Genomic DNA, 23,256 nt, shown 5'->3' on the forward strand with positions numbered 1-23,256 from the left:
CATTTGAACTGCGGCGCAATCAAGCACCGCATTCCATCACATCAATTCAGCACCGCAGCGCCCACTCTCTGCGCCTTGCGACGGCTGGACACAATCAACCCCGCCGCCACTACCAGCAAGCTCAAGACCCCAGTCGCGATGATCTCGACCCGATGCGCTTCCTGGAACAGCATGATGGTCAATGTGCCGACGATGAATACCATCACCGCGTAAGTCAGGCCTGGGAACAGCCACATCTTGAAGACAATTTTCTCGCCCGCCGCCATGCGCTTCTGGCGCATGCGCAATTGCGACACCGCAATCACCAGGTACACCAGCAGCGCGATGGCGCCGGAGCTGGCCAGCAGGAATTCGAACACCGCTGCCGGCGCCACGTAGTTGGCAAATACCGCCAGGAACGCCGCGCCGGTGGACAGCAATACCGCCCAGTAAGGCGTGCCGCTCTTGTTGGTGCGCTTGGCCACGGCCGGTGCATCGCCGCGACGGCCCAGGGAGAACAGCATGCGCGAAGCGGTGTACAGCGCCGAGTTCAGGCAGCTGGTCACGGCAACCAGGACCACCAGGTCGACGATCAGCTTGGCGTTCGGGATACCCATGCGTTCCAGCACGGTCTGGTAGGAACCTACCGCCGCCAGGGTCGGATCATTCCAAGGCACCAGGGACACGACGATGAAGATCGACAACAGGTAGAACAAACCAATCCGCCAGATCACCGAGTTGGTGGCCTTGGTGATTTGCTGGCCTGGGTTCTTCGATTCAGCGGCGGCGATGGTGACGATCTCGGTGCCCATGAAGGAGAACATGGTGGTCAGGATCGCGGCCAATACCGCGCCCATGCCGTTGGGCATAAAGCCTTGGGTGTCAAAGAGGTGGGAAACGCCGCTGACCTGGCTGGTCGGCAGGAAGCCGAAAATTGCCGCCAGGCCGAGGATCACAAAGCCCACGATCGCCACGACCTTGATCAACGCGAACCAGAACTCAAACTCACCGTAGTTCTTCACGCTGAACAGGTTGGTCGCCGTCAGCAGCAACGTGATGACCAGCGTGAAGGCCCAGATGGCCACATCCGGGAACCAGGCGTGGAGAATGGTCGCGGCGGCGTTGGCTTCCAATGGAATCACCAGCACCCAGAACCACCAGTACAGCCAGCCGATGGTAAAGCCGGCCCAGTGACCGATCGCACGGTCGGCGTAGGTGGAGAACGAACCGGTGTCCGGCGACGCCACGGCCATTTCGGCCAGCATGCGCATCACCAAGACCACCAGCGTACCCGCTGCGGCATACGCCAGCAGGACCGCAGGGCCGGCGGCAGCAATCGCGTGGCCGGAGCCGACAAACAAACCGGCACCAATGACGCCGGCAATCGACAGCATGGTGACGTGACGCGGTTTGAGCCCCTGTTCGAGGTCATTGGAGCTTTGCGTACTACTCATTGACACACCTTTGCGAGGAATTGCGAAAACGGTCCGCCCGGCCTGGGCTCTTCCTCGTGAAAAGAAACCAACAGGGCGTTCTTTATTTTTTACGCAAGATTTGCGCCAAAATGTTACAAAACCGCGATTGACGCGGCCTGCAGGACGATTCACCAGTCATCGCAAGTCATTGAGAACAATGGCATTCCGCTATAGCGTTACCGTGCGACTCACTTTCAAGACGAACAAGTGCACCAAAACCACACACGAAAAGTAAGCAGCGCGCCATAAAAGGGCCGATAGCTACCGTTTGCCCGTTTAACCCTTCCAACACCCGGCCAAAGCTGGCACCATCGCGCCCTTTTTCACGCGAAGCCTGCGGATTCACGGCTTAAAACGGTTGTTCGGTTGTTGATGGCGCGACACCCTGCTGTGCCGATGCGACACCCTGCCGCACACCGCCCGTTTACCGCCCGCCGCGCTGTTGGCCGCCATCAGGACGCTATGCTAGCTTGGCGCCTCGCCAGGAAGGCGGCCCAACAGCGAAGATCGCAATGAACACAATGAGGACCCCACATGGCCGAGGCCACGCCCGCGCTTGAAATCCGCAACTTGCATAAACGCTATGGTGAGCTGGAGGTACTCAAAGGTATCTCGCTGACCGCTCGCGACGGCGATGTGATCTCGATCCTGGGTTCCTCCGGTTCCGGCAAGTCCACGTTCCTGCGCTGCATCAACCTGCTGGAAAACCCGCACCAGGGCCAGATCCTCGTGGCCGGCGAAGAACTCAAGCTCAAGGCCGCGAAAAACGGCGAGCTGCAGGCCGCCGACGGCAAGCAGATCAACCGCCTGCGCAGCGAAATCGGTTTTGTGTTTCAAAACTTTAACCTGTGGCCGCACATGAGCATCCTCGACAACATCATCGAGGCCCCTCGCCGTGTGCTCGGCCAGAGCAAGGCCGAGGCCATAGAAGTGGCCGAAGCCCTGCTGGACAAGGTCGGTATCGCCGACAAGCGCCATGCCTACCCCGCGCAATTGTCCGGCGGCCAGCAACAACGGGCCGCCATCGCGCGCACCCTGGCGATGCAGCCCAAGGTCATCCTGTTCGACGAACCCACTTCAGCCCTTGACCCGGAAATGGTCCAGGAAGTACTTAATGTGATCCGCGCGCTGGCCGAAGAAGGCCGCACCATGCTGCTGGTCACTCACGAAATGGGCTTCGCCCGTCAGGTGTCCAGTGAAGTGGTGTTCCTCCACCAGGGCCTGATCGAAGAGCAAGGATCGCCACAGCAGGTGTTTGAAAACCCGCTTTCGGCGCGCTGCAAACAATTCATGTCCAGCAACCGCTAACGGAGCAACATGCATGCAGAACTATAAAAAATTCCTTCTGGCCGCGGCCGTCTCGATGGCGTTCAGCGCCACGGCCATGGCAGAAACCTTGACCATGGGGATCGAAGCGGCCTACCCGCCGTTCAACAATAAAGACGCCAGCGGCCAAGTGGTCGGCTTCGACAAAGACATCGGCGACGCCCTGTGCGCCAAGATGAAAGTCGAGAAGTGCGACGTGTACGTGTCCGACTGGGACGGCATCATCCCGGCCCTGAATGCCAAGAAATTCGACTTCCTGGTGTCCTCGCTGTCGATCACCGACGAGCGCAAGCAAGCCGTCGACTTCACCGACCCGTACTACTCCAACAAGCTGCAGTTCATCGCGCCCAAAGCCACCGCAGACTTCAAGACCGACGCCGCCTACCTGAAGGGCAAGGTCATCGGCGCCCAACGCGCGACGCTGGCCGGTACCTACCTGGAAGACGAGCTGCCTGACACCGAAGCCAAGCTCTACGACACCCAGGAAAACGCCTACCTTGACCTGACGTCCGGCCGCCTCGACGGGATCCTCGCCGACAAGTACGTGCAGTACGAATGGCTCAAGAGCAAAGACGGTTCGGCCTACGAGTTCAAGGGCGACCCGGTTGTCGAGAGCGACAAGATCGGTATCGCCGTACGCAAGGGCGACCCGCTGCGCGAGCGCCTGAACAAAGCCCTGGCAGAGATCAAGGCAGACGGCACCTACAAGAAGATCAACGACAAGTACTTCCCGTTCAGCATCGAATGACCTGAACGGCCTGCCCGGCGCGCTCACTTGAGCGCGCCGGCTTTCAGCAATGCCTGCCGCGATATGAAGACACCATGAATTTCGATCTCTACGGATTCGGCCCGGCGCTCGCTGCCGGCGCGCTGATGACCGTCAAACTGGCCCTCACGGCGTTATGCCTGGGGCTGGTACTCGGCCTCGCCGGTGCCCTGGCCAAGACTTCCCCGTACAAGCCGTTGCAATGGCTGGGCGGTACTTACTCGACAATCGTCCGCGGTGTGCCGGAGCTGCTGTGGGTGCTGCTGATTTACTTCGGCACGATCAACGCCATGCGCTCACTGGGTGAGCTGCTCGATATTCCCGACCTGTCCCTCAGCGCCTTTGCCGCAGGCGTGATCGCCCTGGGCCTGTGTTTCGGCGCCTACGCCACGGAAGTGCTGCGTGGAGCGATCATCTCCATTCCCAAGGGCCACCGCGAAGCGGGTGTGGCGCTGGGCCTGTCGAAGTTTCGTATCTTTACCCGGTTGATCATGCCGCAGATGTGGCGCATCGCCCTGCCGGGCCTGGGCAATCTGTTCCTGATCCTGATGAAAGATACCGCGCTGGTCACGGTCATCGGCCTCGAAGAAATCATGCGCCATGCGCAGATCGCCGTGACCGTCACCAAACAGCCTTTCACCTTCTATATGGTCGCCGCGTTCATCTACCTGGGCCTGACGTCGCTGTCGATGGTGGCCATGCACTTCCTGGAACAACGCGCCGCCCGCGGCTTCGTGAGGACGACGTAATGGAATGGGAAGTCATCATCAAGTGGCTGCCGAAGTTTATCCAGGGCGCCATCCTGACCCTGGAGCTGGTGAGCATCGCTGTGATCCTCGGCCTGATCCTGGCCATCCCCCTGGGTATCGCGCGCTCGTCCAGGCACCTGTCTGTGCGCGCCCTGCCTTACGCCTATATCTTTTTCTTTCGCGGCACGCCGCTGCTGGTGCAGTTGTTCCTGGTCTATTACGGCCTGGCCCAATTCGACAGCATCCGCTCAAGCTTCATGTGGAAGTACCTGCGCGATCCGTTCTGGTGTGCCACCGCCACCATGACGCTGCACACCGCCGCGTACATCGCCGAGATCCTGCGGGGCGCCATCCAGGCCATTCCGCCTGGGGAAATCGAAGCCGCCCGTGCGTTGGGCATGTCCAGGCCAAAGACGCTGTTCTACATCATCCTGCCCCGGGCCGCACGCATCGGATTGCCGGCCTACAGCAACGAAGTGATCCTGATGCTCAAGGCCAGCTCGCTGGCGAGCACCGTGACCCTGCTGGAGCTGACCGGCATGGCCAGGACGATCATCGCGCGCAACTACCTGACGGTGGAGATGTTCTTCACCGCCGGCGTGTTCTACCTATTGATCTCCTTCCTGCTGGTACGCGGCTTCAAGCTGCTGGAACGCTGGCTGCGCGTCGATGCCTGCCAGGGACGTTGAAGCCCGCTTCGAGGCGCTGGATGCGTTTCTGATCGAGCACCAAGGGCTGTGGCGACCACGGCCCTTTGTTCATCGGCAGCTGCCTTGGGAAACCGAGCATCCGCAACTGGCCCGATGGCTGCGCCAACGCTCGTTGTCCGACGCGGAAACCAGTCATAACCATCCCCACACCCTACCCGCGCCGGCGCCTTTTCCCTCACTGGCCCGCGAAGCATTGCGCCTCAGTGCTGTGGATAAGTTACCGACGCAGCCCCTGCAACCCGCGGCGCGCCGCCTGAATGTCGACGTACCCGGGCGCAAGTGGCAGCAAATCGAAGCCTTCGGCGCCGCGCTGCAGTTTGCGCAAACACCCCGGCATTGGCTGGACTGGTGCGCCGGCAAGGGCCACCTCGGCCGCCGCCTGCTGCACACCGGCCAGCAACTGACCTGCCTGGAATACGACCCGGCGCTGATCGCGGCAGGCCAGGCCTTGAGCGACCACCACGGCCTGCCCGTCACCCATCGCCTGCAAGATGTCATGGCAGACGTGGCCCTTGACCCCGAGCACACCCCCGTCGCCCTGCATGCCTGCGGCGACCTGCATGTGCGCCTGCTGCAACTGGCCAGTGCCGCCGGCTGCAAGCAACTGGCCGTAGCGCCGTGCTGCTACAACCGCATCCACGCGAGCGCCTACCAACCGCTGTCCGAAGCGGGCCGTGCTTCCACCTTGCAGCTGTCGGTCGACGACCTTGGCCTGCCCCTCAGCGAAACCGTCACGGCCGGCAAACGCGTGCGGCTGCAGCGGGACACCTCAATGGCCCGCCGCCTGGGTTTCGATCAGTTACAACGCCAGTTACGCCACTGCGATGAGTACCTGCCCACACCGTCCCTGCCCGCCGGTTGGCTGGACAAACCCTTCGCCGACTACTGCCAGGCGTTGGCCAGCCTCAAAGGGTTATCCACAGGTGAACAGGATTGGACGGCGCTGGAGGCGCACGGCTGGCAACGGTTGGCCGAGGTCAGGAACCTGGAGTTGCTGCGTGGGCTGTTTCGGCGCTCACTTGAGCTGTGGCTGGTCCTGGATCGGGCACTGTTTCTGGCCGAACGTGGCTACAGGGTCGAGGTGGGCACCTTTTGCGAAACCGCACTGACACCACGCAACTTGATGGTGCTTGCCGAGCGCGATTAAGGGGCAGGATTGTCGCACCCCAGCCTGTGGATAACTCTGTTGATGGAATCGTTACAAGGCCTGTGGTCATCTGCGCTACAGGCAAAAAGCCACGTTGTTCATTTTTTGTTCACAGAATAAAACGCACGTAAAACAGGCAGTTGCGGGGTGATGAGAATGGCTCCACAACCTGATCATTTCGCGACAGCCCAAACAACCAATTGTGCATAAGCATCTGGCGTCAAGGACATAAACCGGCATTTACAGTTGCTTTTTGCGGGCAATCAGCAGGCGGCAAAGCTCATTGATATCGTCACCGGCCAGGCTCAACGCCTGGCTGTCCAGCGGGTCGGCACCGAACGCCAGGGCTTCGCTGATCCCTACGTCGTGATGCACCTCAAACGGCTCTTTCGTCCCCAGGCGCTGCCGGAATGCCTCAACCATATCCAGGCTGAAGGCGCTGTCCTCATCCAACTGGTTAAGCACGTAGTGAACGTGCGGCGCCCGGTCGCGCCCAAGGTGCGGCGCCAGCAGCCCATCGAGTTGGTCCAGGGTTCCCAGGGACGCCGCGTCGGCCTGGGCGATCACCAGCACCACATCCGCCACGCTCACGGCTTGGTGGAAATAGACGCTGTTACCGGCGGGGGTATCGAGGATCACCGTGTGGCGGGCGTCCAGGCCCAAGGCGTGCAGCCGCTGCGCCAGCCAGTACGGTTCATGTTTCAGCCAGCGCTGCAGGGTGTCCTGCTGCTGGATATCGGTGTCGCCAAAGGTAATGACGCGGCTGCCGACAAAACCAGGCTGCTGGATGTGTTTCCAATGCGCATTCTGCAGGCTGGCGAGGCCGATGCCCGGTGAGGTCGGAGCGACACCGAAGTGACGGCGCAAGGCGTTTTGCGGGTCCAGGTCCACCGCCACCACCGATTCGCCCAGGCGCTGCAAACCACTGCTCAACAGGGTGGCCAGGGTGCTGCGCCCCACGCCTCCGTTGACCGACACCAGCGCCACCACGCAAGGGCGCCGCTCGGCCTTCTCCATCAGCGCGGACTGTACAGTGGAATCCTGAGGGGGAAAGGGGGTGCCATCCTCCACGGGAATGCTGCCAAAAAAGTGCAGTCGCGAATTCAGGCCACGGGGGTCACGGCTGACATCTTTGCCAAGCAGAGCAAGAAGACCGTCGGTAAAGCTCATAGCGCACCCTCCTCACGGCGAAGCTTAAAGACGTGAAAAGGTCAGCTGATACGACTGCTTACCGCAGGTCTTCTTATGGTCGCCCTTGTACAGGCAGTCTGCTTCAAGCGCACAAAAGTGTCATTATTTTGATGGATAAGCCGTCTATTTTTTAGATAAACGGCAAGGCGTCAAATTACCGACCAATACTGATCGTGTCGTAGGGAGTCTGCAGATCCCGCTCTGGAATTTCCCAAATCAACAACTTCGGCGGGGTTTGCTTGAACGCCGGGCTGTCGAAGTACGCCTTGGCTGCGCCGGAGAACTCGCCGCCGTCCTTGCTGAAATTGCCCACGGGAGCGTTCAGGGCTTTCTGCAGGAAGCCGACAAAGTTGGAATTGCGCGAGAACGAAGTCCCGATCAGTGCCACATTGGGCAACCCGGCGTCGCCGAACAGGTCGTCAGTGTTGCTGGTGGCGCCACCCGCTTCGTGGGCGGAGCTGGCCGCGACCGATTCCCCCGGGGGCTGCAACTTCGGCGGTAACCAGTCGAGACCGGCCAGGCGCACCAGATCACCGGGGCGCACGGCAAGCGGTGCCTGGGTGATCTCAAAGGTTTGCTCGGGCGTAGCCTTGATCTCACGTTGCTGGATGCGTTTTGCCAGCGCCTGGGCGCCGGCGTTGGAGCCGATTTCGCTCCAGTGGGTGTCGGTGCGCAGGTATGCCTCGGGCCCGAGGGGTTTTAAGGTATCGGTGAGGTCCAGCGCGGACACGCCAGCGGCCTGCAAAGTGGCCGTCCAGTCCTGAATCCGGCTGTTGAGCACTGCCGGTCGGTACACGCCACACAGCTGGGCAACCGCAATGCGGCTCTTGTCCGGTACCACCACCACTTGCAGCTCGATACCTTTTTCACCCAGTTGCCGCTGCAGGTCGATCACGGCCTGGGCCTTGGTCTGTGCGTTGGCTTGGGCGTGGCGGTTGATGCGCAGTTCATCGCTGATAAACAGCCAGCCCGGGCAACCCGGCCGCACGCGTGGGCCGGTGTCGCCGAACGCCAGCCAGCTTGCGCCACGTTCCAGGTTGGCCGCCTGGATCGCCATCGGCGCCTTGGCCAGTTCCTTGGCGAAACGGTGGGTCAACTCACCGTGCAGCAGCATGTCGCTGTCGACCTTGGCGGGCAAGAAGCTGATCGGCCCCTTCACCATCAGCCAGGCACAGGACAGCAGCCCCGCCGCCAGGAAGGGTACCAGCACCCAGGCCGCCAGGGGGCTGGTGCGAACAGCCAAGTCGCTCGGAGGAGTCGGCGCGGTAGGAGCGGGCATGGTCGGGCGTCCTTAGAACTGAAAGTACAGAAACGGTACGGCGTCGCGGCTGGCGATCAGCGCGAACGACAACACAAACCCGGCCACCGGCCACAACGAAGCGGCCACCACAAACCAGGGCTGGGTACCGAAACGCTGCTCGCAACGCACCTGCCAGATCGGCGCAATGATGCACACCAGGCCCAGCAACGCCGCCATGCCGTGGGCCGGGCGCATGGCCACGGCCATGGCGTCACCCAAGGCCACGCCATGCATACCGAACTGGCCGGCGTACATGGTCAGCGCCGAATGGAAGTCCGGCGCGCGGAACAAGGTCCAGGCCAGGCACACAAACAGCAACGTCAGGATGTGCGACAGCACCGGCGGAATACGCGGCAGGCTCGACCGCGACCAGGCGCGATCCACACACAGCGCGATACCGTGCGCCGCCCCCCACAACAGGTAGTTCCAACTGTCGCCGCCGTGCCACAACCCGGCGATCGCCATGGTCAGGAACAGGTTGCGATAAGTGCGCCACACGCCGTCACGGTTACCGCCCAGGGCGATATACAGGTAGTCGCGCAACCAGCTGGACAACGACAAGTGCCAACGACGCCAGAAGTCCTGGATGCTGCTGGCCAGGTACGGGCGGTTGAAGTTTTCCGGGAAGTGAAAGCCCAGCATCAGGCCCAGGCCGATGGCCATGGCGCTGTAGCCGGCGAAGTCGAAGAACAGTTGCAGCGAATAGGCCAGGCAACCGATCCACGCATCCACCAGGCTCGGGTTTTCCAGGTGGAAGGCAATGTCCACCAACGGCGACAAGGTGTCCGCCACCAGCACTTTCATGCCCATGCCGATCATGAAGCGCCGCGCACCGAGGGAGAAATTCGGCCAGTTGAAATAACGCTGGTTCAGCTCCCGGCGAACCCAGTCATAACGGATGATCGGGCCTGCAATCGAGTGGCCGAACATCGAAATGTACGTGGCGTAATTGATGAAGCTGCGTTCCACCGGCACCGTATGACGGTGCACGTCCACCAGGTAGGAAATCGCCTGCAGCACGATAAATGACAAGCCGGCCGGCAAGGCCACGCGCTGCCAATCCAGCGGCATGGCGCCGTACCAGGTGATCACCTCGCTCACGGTACCGGCGACGATGTTGGCGTACTTGTACCAACACAGCACCGCCGTGTTGAACACAATCAACGCGATCAACAGGCGCACCCGGCCTTTGCCGTCCTCACGGGAACGGTCCACCAGCAGGCCGCCGACCCATGCCACCACGGTCAACACCATGTGCAGGAACAGGAACAACGGGCTCAGCCAGCCGTAGAACAACCAGCTGCCGATCAACAGGATGACGTTGCGCCAGCTCGGACGAGCCAGGGCATAGATCAACAGGAAGGCCGGCAGGAACAGCGTGAGGAATTCGAGTGAGGCAAAGACCATGGTGGTGTCGGGCCCGATCAGTTAGCGAGTGCGTCGGAAGCGAACAGCAACTTCGAACCTGCAGCCGAAGGGACGGCCAGCACGCTATAGCGCTCACCCGCCTTGAGGGTGAACGTCAGCGGCTGGCCCACCGGAGCACCGGCGCACTTGAGCTGCACCGACAATTCCAGCGGGTTGATCATGCGGCGTTGCAACGAACCTTCGGCCACCTTCTTGAACAGCTCGGCCTTTTGGGCCACGGCTTCCAGGCTGGCGTCGGCGCAGGCGGCATCGGCGTTGATAAAGGCCAGGGAAGCCTTGAGCGCGTTGAAGTCGTCCGGTTGCTCACGCACCACCAACTGGCGCGTGGCGCCCTGGGCGTCGACCAACGCGACCACGGTGGCGAATTCGCCGGGGGCCACGGTCACCGACAGGTCGACGTTTTTGCCGTCGCGGCTCAACACGCCCTTGATCGGCTTGTCACCCCCCACCACCGGCAGGAAGGCCGACACGGCTTTATCCCCGCTCAACACCAGGCTGGCCTTGGAACCGTCCGCCACCAGCCTCAACTCACCGGGAGTGCCGTTGGCAAAACGCAGGAACGCTGCGTCTTGCTCCGGGCCGGTGGGGTACAACGGGATGTCGGCGCTGTAGGCGCTGACACTGGCGAGCAAGGTCGCCAGGCCCAGGGTCATGCGTTTCATTATTTGCTTCCTTTACCGTAGGCTGATGGCGGCAGGTCGCCCAGGGCCGTACCAATGGCCTTGGCCCATTTCTGGTAGCCGTCGATGGTGAAGTGCTGGCCGTCAGTGGTGATCCACTCGCCCGGCTTGGAGAAGGTCAGCGAATCGATGTAGGTGCACGGCGCCACGTTACTGGCCAGGAAGGCCGACATCAGCTTGGTGCGGGTGTCGTCCTTCTTGTACTGGGAACCGACCTTGCCCCACGGCGGACCGACCCACACGCACTTGGTGCCGGTGTCGGTGATCGCCTTGGTCAGCGAGGTCACGCTTTTCCAGGCCCAGGCCTTGGGGAACACCGGGTTGGTGTACGAGCCCATGGTGTCGCCGATGATCAGCACGACAACGTCGGGTTTGTCCTTGGCGATCAGTTCCTGGATCGGCGTGGTGCTCATGGCGTTCTTGCCGTAGATCACCGCTTTGCCGGTGGGCAGGCGCTCGCCGCCACACTCGACTTTTTTCGGTACGACCCAATCCGCCGCACCAGCACCGCAGGCACCGATGGAATGAACCACCGCGCCTTGCTTGGTCAGGTTGTCTTGCAGCGGGTTGAGCAACGAATCGGGAAAGCTCATATGACTTTCGCCCAGTACCAGCATGGTTAGGCCGGCAATCGCAGAAACAGGCATGAATGACTCCGATTTAATCAGTTGGAATAAGGGGAACGGTACGGGCTGACCGGCAAAGGCATAGGTCCGCTCAGGTCTTCGAACAAGTAGCGCAGATAAGCATTACCCGCGTACTGGCGGTAATCCTGGGCGTTATCGAGTCCGATTTCACCCCCCAGGTAGAACCGCGAGCTGAGACGGTATTCGGCCGCCGCGTTGAAGCTGTAGCCGACGCCGGTTTTGCTGGTGCTCTCGTACTTGGGATTATTCCTGGACGCTTGCAGCGTACTTTCGCCAGGGAAGAAATCCGCCCCATCTTGCGCGATATGCTGCAGGCCTACCGAACTTTTTACCTGGTAACTGAAGCGATCAAAGCTTTGTGCCCAACGAATCGGCACGCCCAGGGAGAAGAAGCGCTGCGGGCTGAAGTAACCACCGTTGCCGTAGGTGTAGAAGTCCTGGTTTTCCTTGAAGGTCATCGCCGAGCCGCTGATGCCCAGGGTCAACGTGTCCCGCTGGTTGTTGCGCAGGTACCAGTAGATGCCGCTGCCCAGTTCCAGGCGGGTGTTGTCTTCGACGTTATTGCCCAGCAATTCATGCAGCGACGCGTAGCCGTAGACGCCCAGCTTCTGGTTGTCATAGCTCAGCTCACCACGGCCGCCGTTGGCGGTGACGCCGCCCCATTTGTTGCCATCGCCGTCTTCGGAACCCGCGAAGGAAGTGACACTGTCGGTGACCGGACGCCGGGAAATATTGGCGCCATAGCGGAAGTTCGAATTGGCCTCGAACGGACGCGAGACACTCACGCCACCCACCAGGGTGTTGTAGAGGAAGCCCAGAGGGCTGACCCCGACGTCGGCCTTGAGACCTTCATCCGGATTCTCGAACGCGACGGCCAAGCCAACACCGGTGTCGCTCTGGGAGCCCGCCGGGGTGGTGGTGCCTTTGCCGAAACGCGACAACGCATCGCTGCCCACGCTGCCCGCACTCAAGTGCACCGGCGTGACGCGCAACGCTATGGTGTTATCGCCCACCGGCATGCGCGCTTCGAACGGCGCTTCCACATCGGTGATCTTGCTCAAGCCTTTCTCGCCGTTATTGCTGCGCACGCTCAAGCCCTGCACCACATACCCGGTACGGTCACGCAGGATGGTATCCAGCGCACGCCGTGCCGGGCTCAGCTCGGGGCTGTCGATGGAGGCGATGGTCGACGGCGGCACAAACGGGTCGCTCAGGTCGTTGGACGTCGCGCTGGCAAAAGCGCTGGACGTGACGGTCTTGGTCGGTGCATCGATCGGCGGCGGCACGGCGCCGGCGACAGTCAGGTCGGTGACCTGGCGGCGCTGGCCCGGCAAGCCCACGAAGGGGTTAGACGATTTGCCCTGAGGTTCGGCCTGGGCCACCTGGGTCCTGGCCTTCATCGCGGTTTCAATCGCCAGGGCCTTGCGCAGCAGTTCAGCGGCTTCGCTGTTCTTGCCCAGGCCCTGATAGATGCGTGCCGCCGAAGTGAGGATCTCCGGGTTGCCCGGTTCGAGCGCCAGGGCCTTGTCGCTGGCCGATTGCGCCAGGCTGCGGTCGTTGCCTTTCAGGGCGATGTCCGCCAGACCCAATTGCAGGCGCGCATTGTTCGGGTTCTGCTGGATCAACGGCGTGTACAGCTCCATGGCCTTCTTGCCATTGCCGCTGGCCGCGTACATGCGCGCCAGGGCACCGACACCCAATGCGTCGTTCGGGCGCTGGGCCAGGGCCGGGGAAAGCATGTCGTAGGCCGCCACCAGGTCGTTCTTCTCGCGCAGGGCGTCGGCCTGCTTGACCCGGTACAGGTAGATCAAATCGTCATAGCGCTGGCGACCGATCTCGGTCAACGGCTGGCCTTGCACTTCGCGCAGGATCTCGCCCGCCTCGCTGTACTTGTTGGCCTTGAGCAGTACGTTGGCGTACAGCAGTTTCTGGTCGACAGTCGGGTTGGGGTTGTTCTCCACCACCTTCTGCATCATGTCCAGGCCGAACTGCGGGGCGCCCACTTCAACATAAGCAGCAGCCAGCACCGCCACGCGCTCAGGTTTTTGCCGGGTCAGCGACTCGGAACGACCAAGCAGCGCCAGGGCTTCCGGACGCTGGCCACGACGCGCCGTTTCGATGGCGATGTCCGTCTGCTGATGCAGGGCGATATCGATCGCCAGCTCGTTCATGTCCGCCGTGCGCTGGGCGGTTGGGATGCGCCCGAGGGTGGCCTCGGCTTGTTTCCACTCGCTCAGTTCAGCCGACAACAGGGTGCTGGTGTACAGCGCATCCGGTTGGTTGGGCTGGGTCTTGAGCAGGCCGTCGATCAGGGCACGCGCATTGCGGATCTGACCGTCGCGCAGGTACATGCGCGCCAGGGCAAAGCGGGTCCAGGGGTTTTCCGGGTCGGCGTCGAGGGCCTGGCGGTAGGCGGCTTGCGCGGCCTTCAGGTCACCGCGCTGCTCGGCCAGTTTGCCGACCTGGGTAGCGCGCAGTGCGTTGATTTTCACGCTCGGCGCAAACTTGGCGCGCTGGGCCGGCGACACCGAGTCGATCAGCTTCAGGGCTTCATCCGGCTGGCCGGATTGGGACAATACGTTGATCAAACCGCTGAGCGCATCCGGGTCGCCAGGGTGACGGGCCAACACCTTGCGGTAGCCGGCTTCGGCAACGTCGAACTGGTTGTCCTGGGCCTGGAAACCGGCCAAGGCGATTGCCGCACCCGGTTGGCCCGGGTTCAGGCGCTCGGCCTGGGCCACCAGGTCGCGGGCCTGGGCACCGCGGCCGGCGCGCTGGGCGTCACGGCTCTGGCTGATCAGGTTCCAGTAACGCACGTCGTTCAGGGCCGACTGCCACGCGGCGCCACCGGGCAAGCGCGTGGCCTGCACCAGGTAGTTTTCCGCATCGCTGAAACGCTCTTGCTGTTGACGCAACACGCCCATGCCACCAAGGGCATCGACGTCATTGGATTTTTGCGCAAGGCGCGCCGTGAGCAGTGGCTCGGCGGTTTTCAAGTCGCCGTCGTCCAGGGCCTTGAACGCCTTGGTCATCTGCGGATCACGCTGCCAGGCACCGCCGCCCTTGCCTTGGGCGATGCCCTTGTCCATGAGCGCGCGGATCTCGGTGTCATCCGGGTGCACGGTGAGAAATTGCTGGAACAGCGACACCTGGTCCGGCTTCGGTGGGCCGAGCCAGACCAGCGCAAAGCGCCAGGTTTCATCGGCGTTGCCGCCCACATCGTTGTTCGAGGCCAGCTTGGCCAACGCACGGATACCGTCCGGCCGGGTTGCCGGGTTGCGTGCCAGGTGCTTGGCCAGGAACAGCGCAACGATCGGATCGTTGGGCCGCTCACGGGTCAGGCGCTGCAGGCCGGCAATGGCCTCATTGGTGCCCTTGGCGGTAAAACCCAGGGTGTTGTAGTACTCACGGGCGATCAGGCCCTGGGGCTGGCGGCCCTGGAAAATCTGACGGTACAAGGCCACGGCCTTTTCGCGCTCGTCTTCGGGCTCACCCAATTCACGCGCCTGCTCCAGCAGCTTGGCATTTTCCGGCATGTTGACGGTGATGTCCTGCTCCAGCTGCAACGCCTGGCGCGGCACCGGGCTCAGCGCTTGCAGTCGGGCCAGGTACTTTTGCGCCTCGGCCGGGTGGTTCTGCTGCATCTGGATCAAGCCGATGCCATAAAGCGCGTCCGGCTGCTCGGGGCTCAGGTTAAGCAGTTTCTGCCAGGTCTCCAGGGCCCGCTCGGGGTTTTTCTTCGCCTGCCAGTAGTAGCCCTGCTCGATCAGCAGGGACTGCGGGTCGCTGGTTTCAGCGAAGCTGGCGGTCGAGGCCAGGGCGGCGAGAATCGCAATGGCTAGCGTGTGACGGCGCATGCTGCCTCCCAGGAAAGTTTGACCGTACCGTCTTGTTCAAAACGGTACTTCTGATCGGAAAAGCCTTGGCTGAACAGGCTGAGCATGTAGTCGTAGTAGATCGGCTGCGCGCTGTCCGGCGCCGAGGGCGCCAAGGCTTTGTTGAGCGCGTCGTCGACCTTGGCCTTTTGCAGTTGTGCCAGGGCGGTTTCGCCACGGGCCTGGAAGAAGGCAATGGTCGACGCCGAGAAGCCGATCGGCGAATAGCCGTTGTTCTTCTCGACTTCGCCGGTGGTGACGTGGATTTTCTCCGGCGGGAAGCCGGTGGCCGCCGCAGCCGTCGCCCGGGACATGCCCCCCAGGGACTTGAGCATGCCCGCCGCGAGTGGATCGGCCTTGGCGGTCATGCCGGCCCACATGTAGGTGCGGATCGCGTCGTAGCTGCCCAGGTCATCGGAGAACGGGTCGACCACAAACAGCCCGGTGTTGGCACTGGTCGCACGGTAACCGACCCAGTTGGCCGCCAGGCCATGGGGGTTGCTGGCGGTGTCGGCGAGCATCCGCGCGTTGCTTTCGGCCACTTCGTTCCAGCCGGCATTCGGCCGCTCTTTATGGAAGCGACGTAGCTGCGCCAGCACCTGGTAGCTCGGGTTGAACCGCCACAGACCACCGGCATGGGCGTACCCCACCGGCCCCGGCAACAGCATCTTGCCCAGGCCCGGCACACGCACGATCAGGTTGCGTTCCACATTGGCCAGCACCAATTGCGCATCGGCGCGGTATTGCGGTGCATTCCACACGCGGGCCGCTTCAAGCAGGGCGTAGGCCATCCACAAATCCGCGTCGCTGGCAGAGTTGGGGTCGATCACGCCCCAGGTGTTGTCAGGCTTTTTGCCCCACAACCAACCTGGCAGGTTCTGGCCGATATCGGCCCCCGACATGTTGGCCTTGGTCCAGGTCCACAGCTTGTCGAAGCTGCCACGGTCGTTGCCGACCAGGGCGAAGAACATCGCGTAGGACTGCCCTTCCGAGCTGCTCTCGGTAGGTTTCATGGAGGAGTTGAGCACGCGGCCGTCGTCCTGCACGAAGCGCTTGGCATAGTTCTGCCACAACGGCCAGTCGCAGCTCTGTGCCTGCGCCACACCAGCACACATCAGCGAGCCCAGCGCTATCAGGGCCATGCTACGCAGCGGGCTCATGCCAACCGCCGTTTTGCACGGGCACGCAGCGACAGGTAGATCAGCGACGTGACCACCGCCAGGCTGAGGAAGGTGATCAACAGCATCCACCCCAGGTGCTGGGACAGTTGCCACTGCATGAACTTGAAGTAGTTGAGCTTGCCGACGTAGTACTGCTCGTCCGCCACCAGCGAGCTGATCTGCGTGCCTTGCACCACCGCCAGGCTGCCCTGGATCGAATCTTTGTAGTCGTCGCCGCCGATCAGGGCGGAGGTAGCTTCCAGCAGGCCTTGCGGCTGGTTGCTGGCGATCAGTACCACGCTGCGCCCGGACTTAAGCGGCGATTGGAAACCGGCCAGCCAGGTGCTGCTGCTCAAGCTGTTGAAGGTGATCCCGGTATTGGCCTTGTGGATATTGGCCGCCGGATCGGGGCTGACCCAGCTGCGCACATAACGCGGCAGGTCCGACAACAGGAACTGATGCTGCGCGCCATCGCTGGTCGCCGGCAGGTACTGCTGCCACTGCTTGAGCAGCGGTTGGTTGGCGGCGGTGGCGAGCACCAGCAGGTCCTTGTCGGCGACGCTTTGCACATCTTTGGCCTGTACCACTTTCACCGCAGTCGCCGGGTAACCGGTGGCTTCGCCGAAGCGGCCGAGCACGGTCAGGTAAGCGGTGATTTCATCGGTGCCGAAGTTGTCCGGCATGACCACGGCGGATTCCGACAGGTCGGCCAGGCGCGTGAACGGGAAACCGGAGTCGTTGAACACACCCAGGTTAGGCATGGCGATGTAGTGCTGGTAACCGGTGACATCGAGGGTCGAGTCCGGATCGACGGAACCGCGCATGTTGTCGACGATAATGTCGCGGCATTCGCCTTCCTTGATGTAGTCGTACATAAAGCGCAGCTGCAGCTTGGACTTGGGCGATGCCGAGCTGATCGGCAACAGGGTCGTCACTTCACGGGGCAGGCTTTCGTCTTTCTTCAACTGGTCGAGCAGGGTTTGACCGCCGCCCAGGTTGGTCACCGACGGCAGCGCCACGGACTTCATGAACTGGTCATTCAGACCGATCAGCAGCGCGGAATTGGTCGACACCTGCTGGGGGGTGTAACGGTATTTGAGGTGCAGCGGCACGCCTTCTTCGCGCCAGTTGAACAGGTCAGGCGGCAGGCGCATGTCGACGCTGATGGCGCCGGGATTGTAGCCCGACACACTGAGTTTCTGCTGCTCGACCAACTCACCGAGGCGCACCGGGCGGTTGCTCGGCAGCCAGTTCGGGGCGTCATAGGGACGGCGCGGCGCGAGGGCTTCGAGCTTGGTGATGACCACGCTGTTGCCGGCCAATACCGGGCTACCCAGCACCACGGCGGTGGCGGCGCGCTTGAGCTCTTGCGCGTCACGGCCGGTGACGATCAGCAGCTTGCCATTGGCGTCGGTGGGGTTGGCGATCAGGGTCAACGTCGGGCCGGTCGGCTTGGCGATGGCGACACCGTGCACATCCATGGCTTCGGCGGTTTGCACCAGCACGATGGCATTGCCCTTGGCCGGCAGCTCGCCGAGGGTGGTCGGGAAGGTCGCGCCACGGTAGCTGGCGAGGCCGCCGATCCAAGACGACAACGCACCGGCCGCTTCCAGGGCGGCACTGTCCGGCGCGGTGGCGAACACGAACGGCAGGCTCACCCGGCGCGCGTCACGCTTATCGAAGAATGGCAGCGGCAGCACGGCCAGGTCGTCCTTGAGGACGATCGGCTCGACCTGCACTTTCAGCTCACTGCTGTTGCTGATCTTGGCCCACAGGCTGCTGTGCAACGGGTCTTCGCAGGACATGGTGTAGTGACCGATGAACTGCAGGCTCAAGCGGTTGAATTCGGTGATCAACTTCGGCGGGATCTGCACCAGTTGTTCCTGCTGAGTACCGGCACCCTCTTTGGGCAACGCCAGGCTGGCGGCTACTTCGCCGTTGACCAGCACGTTGATCTGCGACAGGTCCGCCAGCAACGCCGGCGAGTAGCTGTACTTGAGCAACAGTTGCGCGCCCTTGACCACTTCGTCGGCACGAATGTCGAAGTTGACGCTGTCGGAAGACTCCACCCCTTGCAGGTTCATGGTGTCGCGACGCCCCAATTGCTTGAGGGTCAGGCTGTAGCCGTTGTCGGTGCTTTGCACGGGCACGGTGGTCACCGCTTGCTCGGCAGCTTGCGCCAGGGTGTTGAAACCCATCAGCGAGGCGATCATCAGCGCGAGTGCACGGCGCGGATGAGGGCGAGCGAAAATCTTCGAGGTCATGGCTTGTCCATCAGCGTATCAAGCGGTTTTTTGGGGGTGCGGCTCAAGGCCAGACGCAGTTCGTGTAGGGTGGCGCGGCCGAGGGTGAACAGGCCGCCGATGCCGATGGAACTGACTTCGCGCAGGGCCGCCAGCGGCGTATCCGGTTGGCCGGCGCCCCAGCTCGCGGCCCAGGTGTCGGCGCGGGAGAAGGTCAGGCGTACCAATTCGCTTTGCTGGCGCAGGCTGAGGGGTTCGAACTGGGCGCCGATCTGCGCCCCTTTGCTGAACACCACGCGCGCATCGAACAGGCTGTCCTGGCCGTTGCGCGAAAGCACCAGTTGCACGCGCTCGCCCTGGGTGATCGAGTGACCATCGGTGAGCATCAGGCCGAAGCCGTTCTGCGAGAAATCCTGGGTAGTGCCATCCAGCACACGGCCGTCGGCACAGATAATGCTCACCGGTAGCTTGGCGCTGACGCGCGGCTCTGAACGCACCTGGCGCGCCTCCGAGGCCACGGCTACGGCGGCGCTGGTGATGATCAGGTTGTAGAGGGTCCAGGTCAGGTTGATCGCCACCGTCACGGCCGTGGACGCATCGCCCCATATCAACTGATGGATACCAAAGCCCAGGCCGACCAGGTTCACGGCCAACAGCACCAGGTAAGGGCGCGCCAGCTTCCAGTCGAAGAACTGCTTGTCGATGATGCCGCCCTTGTCGGTGACATTGAAGCCACCGGCCTTGGGGTTGACCAGCGCCACCAGCACCGGCGGCAGGATGTACCAGGCCAGTACGGTCTCGTACACCTCGTTCCAGAACGAGTGCCGGAAACGGCCCTGGATGCGTGAGTTGGTCAGGCTTGAATGCACCAGGTGCGGCAGTACATAAGCGACGATCATCAGCGCCGAGGCATGGAAAATCTCCGCGCCAAAGACCAAATAGGCCAGCGGCGCGGTGAGGAAAACCAAACGCGGCAAACCATAAAAGAAGTGCAACATCGCGTTGGCGTAGCAGATGCGCTGGCCCCACTTGAGGCCCTTGCCCAGCAGCGGGTTGTCGGTGCGGAAGATCTGCGCCATGCCCCGCGCCCAGCGAATCCGCTGGTTGATGTGGCGCGACAGGCTTTCCGTGGCCAGGCCCGCGGCTTGCGGGATCGCCAGGTACGCCGTGTTGTAGCCCAGGCGGTTGAGCTTGAGCGCGGTGTGGGCGTCTTCGGTCACGGTCTCGACGGCCACCCCGCCGATTGCCAGCAGCGGCTCACGGCGAATCACCGCACACGAGCCGCAGAAGAAGGTGGCGTTCCACAGGTCGTTGCCGTCCTGCACCAGGCCGTAGAACAACTCGCCCTCGTTGGGCACGGCGCGGAAGGTGTCGAGGTTCTTTTCGAACGGGTCCGGCGAGAAGAAGAAGTGCGGCGTTTGCAGCATCGCCAGCTTCGGATCCTTGAGGAACCAGCCCAGGCTGACTTGCAGGAAGGAGCGCGTCGGCACGTGGTCGGCGTCGAACAGCGCGATGTATTCGCCGTCGGTGACCTTCAACGCTTCGTTGAGATTGCCGGCCTTGGCGTGGAAGTTGTTGTCGCGACGGATGTAGTTGACCCCGACCTTGCGGCAGAACTCGCGAAAGTCATCACGGCGGCCGTCATCGAGCACGTGCACGCGCAGCTTGTCCTTGGGCCAGTCCATCGCCTGGGCGGCGAAGATGGTCAGCTTTACGATGCTCAACGCTTCGTTATAGGTGGGGATGAACACATCCACCGTCGGCCATTCTTCCGGCTCGGTCTTGAGCCACACCGGAGTGCGACGCAGCGGCCAGGCGGTTTGTACGTAGCCGAAGATCAGCACGATCAGGGCGTAGAACTCGGCGGCGACCAGGCCGTAGCCGAAGAACATGTCGAGCCAGGTTTCAAAGCCCAGGGTGGAGGTGAGTCGCCAGAACATGTAGCGCAGCGAGGCCACCAGCGACAACACCACCAGCGCAAGGATTGCCAGGCGCCCCGGGATCCTGCGCAGCACCAGCACCGCCATGAAGCACACAGCGGCAAACAGGCATTGGCTGTAGAGGTCCAGCGGCGCACTGATAACGCCAAAAAACAGCAGGGCACCGAGCACGCAACTGGCAAATACCAGCACCGTACGTAGCGCCGCAGGCCAGCGATTGAAGCGCGCGATGGCGCCATTCAGGCGCTGTTCAGCGCGCCCTTCGACGAAGGGCGTGGAGGACGTATTGTCGGTCATGGAAGGTCCGAGTCGATGCGTTCGAGCAAGGCGCGGCACAGGGCGTGGACGTCCTGGCAGCCGATACTGTTGACGGTAGGGTCGAGGGGATCACGCCCGTAGGCCTGGGCTTCGCTGAACGCCAGGTCGCGGTGTACCGTGCCCAGCAGGGCACTGCCGAGGCGCGTCTTGAACACCTCGGCCATGTCCAGGCTGAAGCGGTGGGCGGCGTCCAACTGGTTGATCACATAAAAGCGTTGTGGCGGTTTTGCGCGTTGCAGGTATGGCGCCAGCACGCTGTCCATCTGCTCCAGGGTGCTGAACGACGCCACATCCGACTGCACCACCACCAGCACCGCGTCGGCGACCGACATGGCTTGACGGAGGTACACGGTGTTGCCGGCCGGTACGTCGATGATGACCGTGTCCTGGCCGTTCAGCTTAAGGCTGGCCAAACGCTTGCCAAGCCACTCCGGATCCTGGCCCAGCCAGCGATTCAAGCTCTGCTGCTGCTCGTGGTCAGTGCCACCGAACGCCACCAGGCGGCAACCGCCAAAGCCGTGCTCAGGCAGGGCTTCCCAGCTTTCGTTAAGCAAGCTGGTGGCACCGACGCCAGGGAAGTCGAGGCCCAGGCACAGGTGGTGACGCAGGGCGTTTTGCGGGTCCAGGTCGAGGGCAAGCGCCGGGTGCCCCTGGCGCTGCAAGCCACTGGCAATCGCAGCAGACAAGGTGCTACGGCCCACGCCCCCTTTAACCGAAACCACCACCACCACTTTCGGCGTGGACTGCTCCGAATACACCTCGCCTTGCGTGCCCGGTACCACTTCGGACCGTGGCAGGTGGTCGGCGGCGCCATGGTTCAGCTCTTCGAGCAAACGCAACAACGGGGCCGATGGGGCTTCGTCCAAGAGAGCTGCCACTGCAGGCGGGGGAGCAACAACCTCCGGGCTTTCCAGGACCTCTACTTCGTCCTCGATAAACTCATGGATAAAGTCGATTTCGCGGTAGCCATTCGGGTTGGCACCCAGCTTGTTGAATAGTTTTGAAATGTCATCTGCTCGACTCACTCACTGCCCCTCCCCACCTGGTTTGCGCTTTAAAGGCGATAAAAAGGTCAGCGAAGAGCTGACCTTGTATTTTTATAGTTATGTGTTGGCCGAGGCATTCTGTGATATCACATTGATGGTGTCAGTATTTTGATGCTTTTAGCCCGATCTTATCCGACGAACGGCCTGGCGCCATTTTTATGACTATTTCGCCGAAAAAAATGCATTCCTTGTAAGAACATGAACTTGCACTGATTTATCGTGATTTTTGTTGGCCTGCTGGTCAAAAACGGCACAAATCTGACATACCCACAAACAAATAATCCATTGCCTCAAATCTGTCTCGAAAATTTGCCTACACGATTTTGCGATTAAACCTACTATTCATATCGCGCGACAGAATACGCAAACCGCAGCTGGATTCAAGGCAAAACCCACCCGGCGGTCGCCCGCGACGTCTATGCACAACTAAGCAAAACCCACGCCGCTGGACACTTCCTCGACCCTCAATGAACCCACCCATTGAACCAAGAGGATACCCAGCACGAGCGCAAACGCGTTGACCATCGTCAGCCTGCGGGCATTGGCTCAGGCTTATTGATGAACCCGCCTCTCGGTGAATTCATAATCACCCTGGCAATCACTGGTAGGGGCCGCTGCCACGCTCACGTAATGCACGGTGTCCGGATCCACCAGCTTATAGGCGTACACATCCGGCGAACGCACCCCATCGGTGCGCAACTCGTTCTTACCGTCGGCCGCCGACCACGAACCCTGCTCGGTCTGAATCACCTGCGTCTGCTGCGCATCGCGAAAGAAGGTAATGGTGAAACGGCCATCGGCCTTGAGGTGGTTGGTCCACGACAGGAACTGACAGTTGCCGGTTTCCGAACGCAGGCCTTTCCAGGTACCGACCAGCGCGGGGTCGTTGCCGGGCTTGGTAGTGGAGCACGCGCTGAGAGCGGCGGCGAGGAGGATGAGGCACAGGGAGAGAATCCGTTTCACGTGGGGCTTCCTTAGGCAGGGATGAACTCAAGATCGCACTGGCCAGACCGCCCGGCGACGAGGGAAGAATCCTACCCGTGCTTGCCGGAAAAAGGGGCGTTCGTGAAAAAAGCTCGGGTTCTGCAAAAATAGTCAGAATTCAGGGGTTTACAGAACGTTGCCAATCGCTATAATCGTCGCCCTAACACGCCGGTATAGCTCAGTTGGTAGAGCAACTGACTTGTAATCAGTAGGTCCCGGGTTCGACTCCTGGTGCCGGCACCACATTAGGCTCCATTGCATTCCACCGAATGCTCTGGAAGCCCCGAAAACC

The 23,256-nt window shown here is 62.0% G+C and carries 17 protein-coding genes and 1 tRNA gene; 6 read left to right on the plus strand and 12 right to left on the minus strand.

The genetic code is table 11. The features are described from left to right. Nucleotides 1-41: 41 nt before the first annotated feature. Nucleotides 42-1,433, minus strand: coding sequence for a GABA permease (gene gabP / locus B9N88_RS14010; protein ID WP_027605089.1), 1,392 nt, complete (start codon nucleotides 1,431-1,433; stop codon nucleotides 42-44). Between the two features lie 555 nt (nucleotides 1,434-1,988). Here gabP and B9N88_RS14015 point away from each other — a divergent pair. From B9N88_RS14015 to B9N88_RS14035, 5 genes are all read left to right on the plus strand, one after another. Beyond that, a complete protein-coding gene (locus B9N88_RS14015) occupies nucleotides 1,989-2,762 on the plus strand; it encodes an ABC transporter ATP-binding protein (protein WP_027605090.1) in 774 nt (257 codons plus the stop codon). A gap of 13 nt (nucleotides 2,763-2,775) precedes the next feature. Continuing rightward, nucleotides 2,776-3,528, plus strand: coding sequence for an ABC transporter substrate-binding protein (locus B9N88_RS14020; protein ID WP_027605091.1), 753 nt, complete (start codon nucleotides 2,776-2,778; stop codon nucleotides 3,526-3,528). Nucleotides 3,529-3,602: 74 nt separating this feature from the next. Further along, a complete protein-coding gene (locus B9N88_RS14025; protein WP_027605092.1) occupies nucleotides 3,603-4,295 on the plus strand; it encodes an ABC transporter permease in 693 nt (230 codons plus the stop codon). Then, the gene (locus B9N88_RS14030; protein WP_027605093.1) at nucleotides 4,295-4,984 is read left to right on the plus strand and encodes an ABC transporter permease; all 690 of its coding nucleotides are present in this window, start codon (nucleotides 4,295-4,297) and stop codon (nucleotides 4,982-4,984) included. The genes B9N88_RS14025 and B9N88_RS14030 overlap by 1 nt, the downstream gene beginning before the upstream one ends. After that, a complete protein-coding gene (locus B9N88_RS14035) occupies nucleotides 4,965-6,152 on the plus strand; it encodes a methyltransferase (protein ID WP_027605094.1) in 1,188 nt (395 codons plus the stop codon). Before B9N88_RS14030 ends, B9N88_RS14035 begins: the two co-directional genes overlap by 20 nt. A gap of 240 nt (nucleotides 6,153-6,392) precedes the next feature. On the opposite strand, the gene bcsQ (B9N88_RS14040) is transcribed toward B9N88_RS14035, so the two are convergent. From bcsQ (B9N88_RS14040) to B9N88_RS14090, 11 genes are all read right to left on the minus strand, one after another. Beyond that, nucleotides 6,393-7,322 carry a cellulose biosynthesis protein BcsQ gene (gene bcsQ, locus B9N88_RS14040; RefSeq protein WP_027605095.1) on the minus strand — a complete coding sequence of 310 codons (930 nt, stop codon included), beginning with the start codon at nucleotides 7,320-7,322 and terminating at the stop codon, nucleotides 6,393-6,395. A 175-nt stretch (nucleotides 7,323-7,497) separates the two neighbouring features. Then, nucleotides 7,498-8,622, minus strand: coding sequence for an alginate O-acetyltransferase AlgX-related protein (locus B9N88_RS14045; protein WP_027605096.1), 1,125 nt, complete (start codon nucleotides 8,620-8,622; stop codon nucleotides 7,498-7,500). Between the two features lie 12 nt (nucleotides 8,623-8,634). Next, nucleotides 8,635-10,050, minus strand: coding sequence for an MBOAT family O-acyltransferase (locus B9N88_RS14050; protein WP_027605097.1), 1,416 nt, complete (start codon nucleotides 10,048-10,050; stop codon nucleotides 8,635-8,637). A gap of 17 nt (nucleotides 10,051-10,067) precedes the next feature. After that, complete coding sequence (locus tag B9N88_RS14055) at nucleotides 10,068-10,733, minus strand: DUF4397 domain-containing protein (protein WP_027605098.1); 666 nt, start codon at nucleotides 10,731-10,733, stop codon at nucleotides 10,068-10,070. Further along, nucleotides 10,733-11,398: an SGNH/GDSL hydrolase family protein gene (locus B9N88_RS14060; RefSeq protein ID WP_027605099.1), complete on the minus strand. Its 666-nt coding sequence runs from the start codon at nucleotides 11,396-11,398 to the stop codon at nucleotides 10,733-10,735. Before B9N88_RS14060 ends, B9N88_RS14055 begins: the two co-directional genes overlap by 1 nt. 17 nt (nucleotides 11,399-11,415) lie before the next feature. Next, a complete protein-coding gene (locus B9N88_RS14065) occupies nucleotides 11,416-15,255 on the minus strand; it encodes a cellulose biosynthesis protein BcsC (RefSeq protein WP_027605100.1) in 3,840 nt (1,279 codons plus the stop codon). Then, nucleotides 15,237-16,433 (minus strand): cellulose synthase complex periplasmic endoglucanase BcsZ, encoded by a 1,197-nt coding sequence (gene bcsZ, locus B9N88_RS14070; RefSeq protein ID WP_027605101.1) that lies wholly within the window; start codon nucleotides 16,431-16,433, stop codon nucleotides 15,237-15,239. The genes B9N88_RS14065 and bcsZ overlap by 19 nt, the downstream gene beginning before the upstream one ends. Then, entirely contained in the window at nucleotides 16,430-18,697 is a 2,268-nt protein-coding gene (gene bcsB, locus B9N88_RS14075) for a cellulose biosynthesis cyclic di-GMP-binding regulatory protein BcsB (RefSeq protein ID WP_027605102.1), read from the minus strand. The genes bcsZ and bcsB overlap by 4 nt, the downstream gene beginning before the upstream one ends. Then, the gene (gene bcsA, locus B9N88_RS14080; protein WP_027605103.1) at nucleotides 18,694-20,913 is read right to left on the minus strand and encodes a UDP-forming cellulose synthase catalytic subunit; all 2,220 of its coding nucleotides are present in this window, start codon (nucleotides 20,911-20,913) and stop codon (nucleotides 18,694-18,696) included. The genes bcsB and bcsA overlap by 4 nt, the downstream gene beginning before the upstream one ends. Beyond that, entirely contained in the window at nucleotides 20,910-21,959 is a 1,050-nt protein-coding gene (bcsQ, locus tag B9N88_RS14085) for a cellulose biosynthesis protein BcsQ (RefSeq protein WP_027605104.1), read from the minus strand. Before bcsQ (B9N88_RS14085) ends, bcsA begins: the two co-directional genes overlap by 4 nt. A 573-nt stretch (nucleotides 21,960-22,532) precedes the next feature. After that, complete coding sequence (locus tag B9N88_RS14090) at nucleotides 22,533-22,943, minus strand: hypothetical protein (protein WP_027605105.1); 411 nt, start codon at nucleotides 22,941-22,943, stop codon at nucleotides 22,533-22,535. Between the two features lie 188 nt (nucleotides 22,944-23,131). Between B9N88_RS14090 and B9N88_RS14095 the strand changes: the two genes are divergently transcribed. Continuing rightward, a tRNA-Thr gene (locus B9N88_RS14095) sits at nucleotides 23,132-23,207 on the plus strand. The last annotated feature ends 49 nt before the right edge of the window (nucleotides 23,208-23,256 follow it).

Origin of the sequence: Pseudomonas sp. LAMO17WK12:I1 (assembly GCF_900177315.1) — a bacterium.
In the GTDB taxonomy this organism is placed as follows: domain Bacteria; phylum Pseudomonadota; class Gammaproteobacteria; order Pseudomonadales; family Pseudomonadaceae; genus Aquipseudomonas; species Aquipseudomonas marginalis.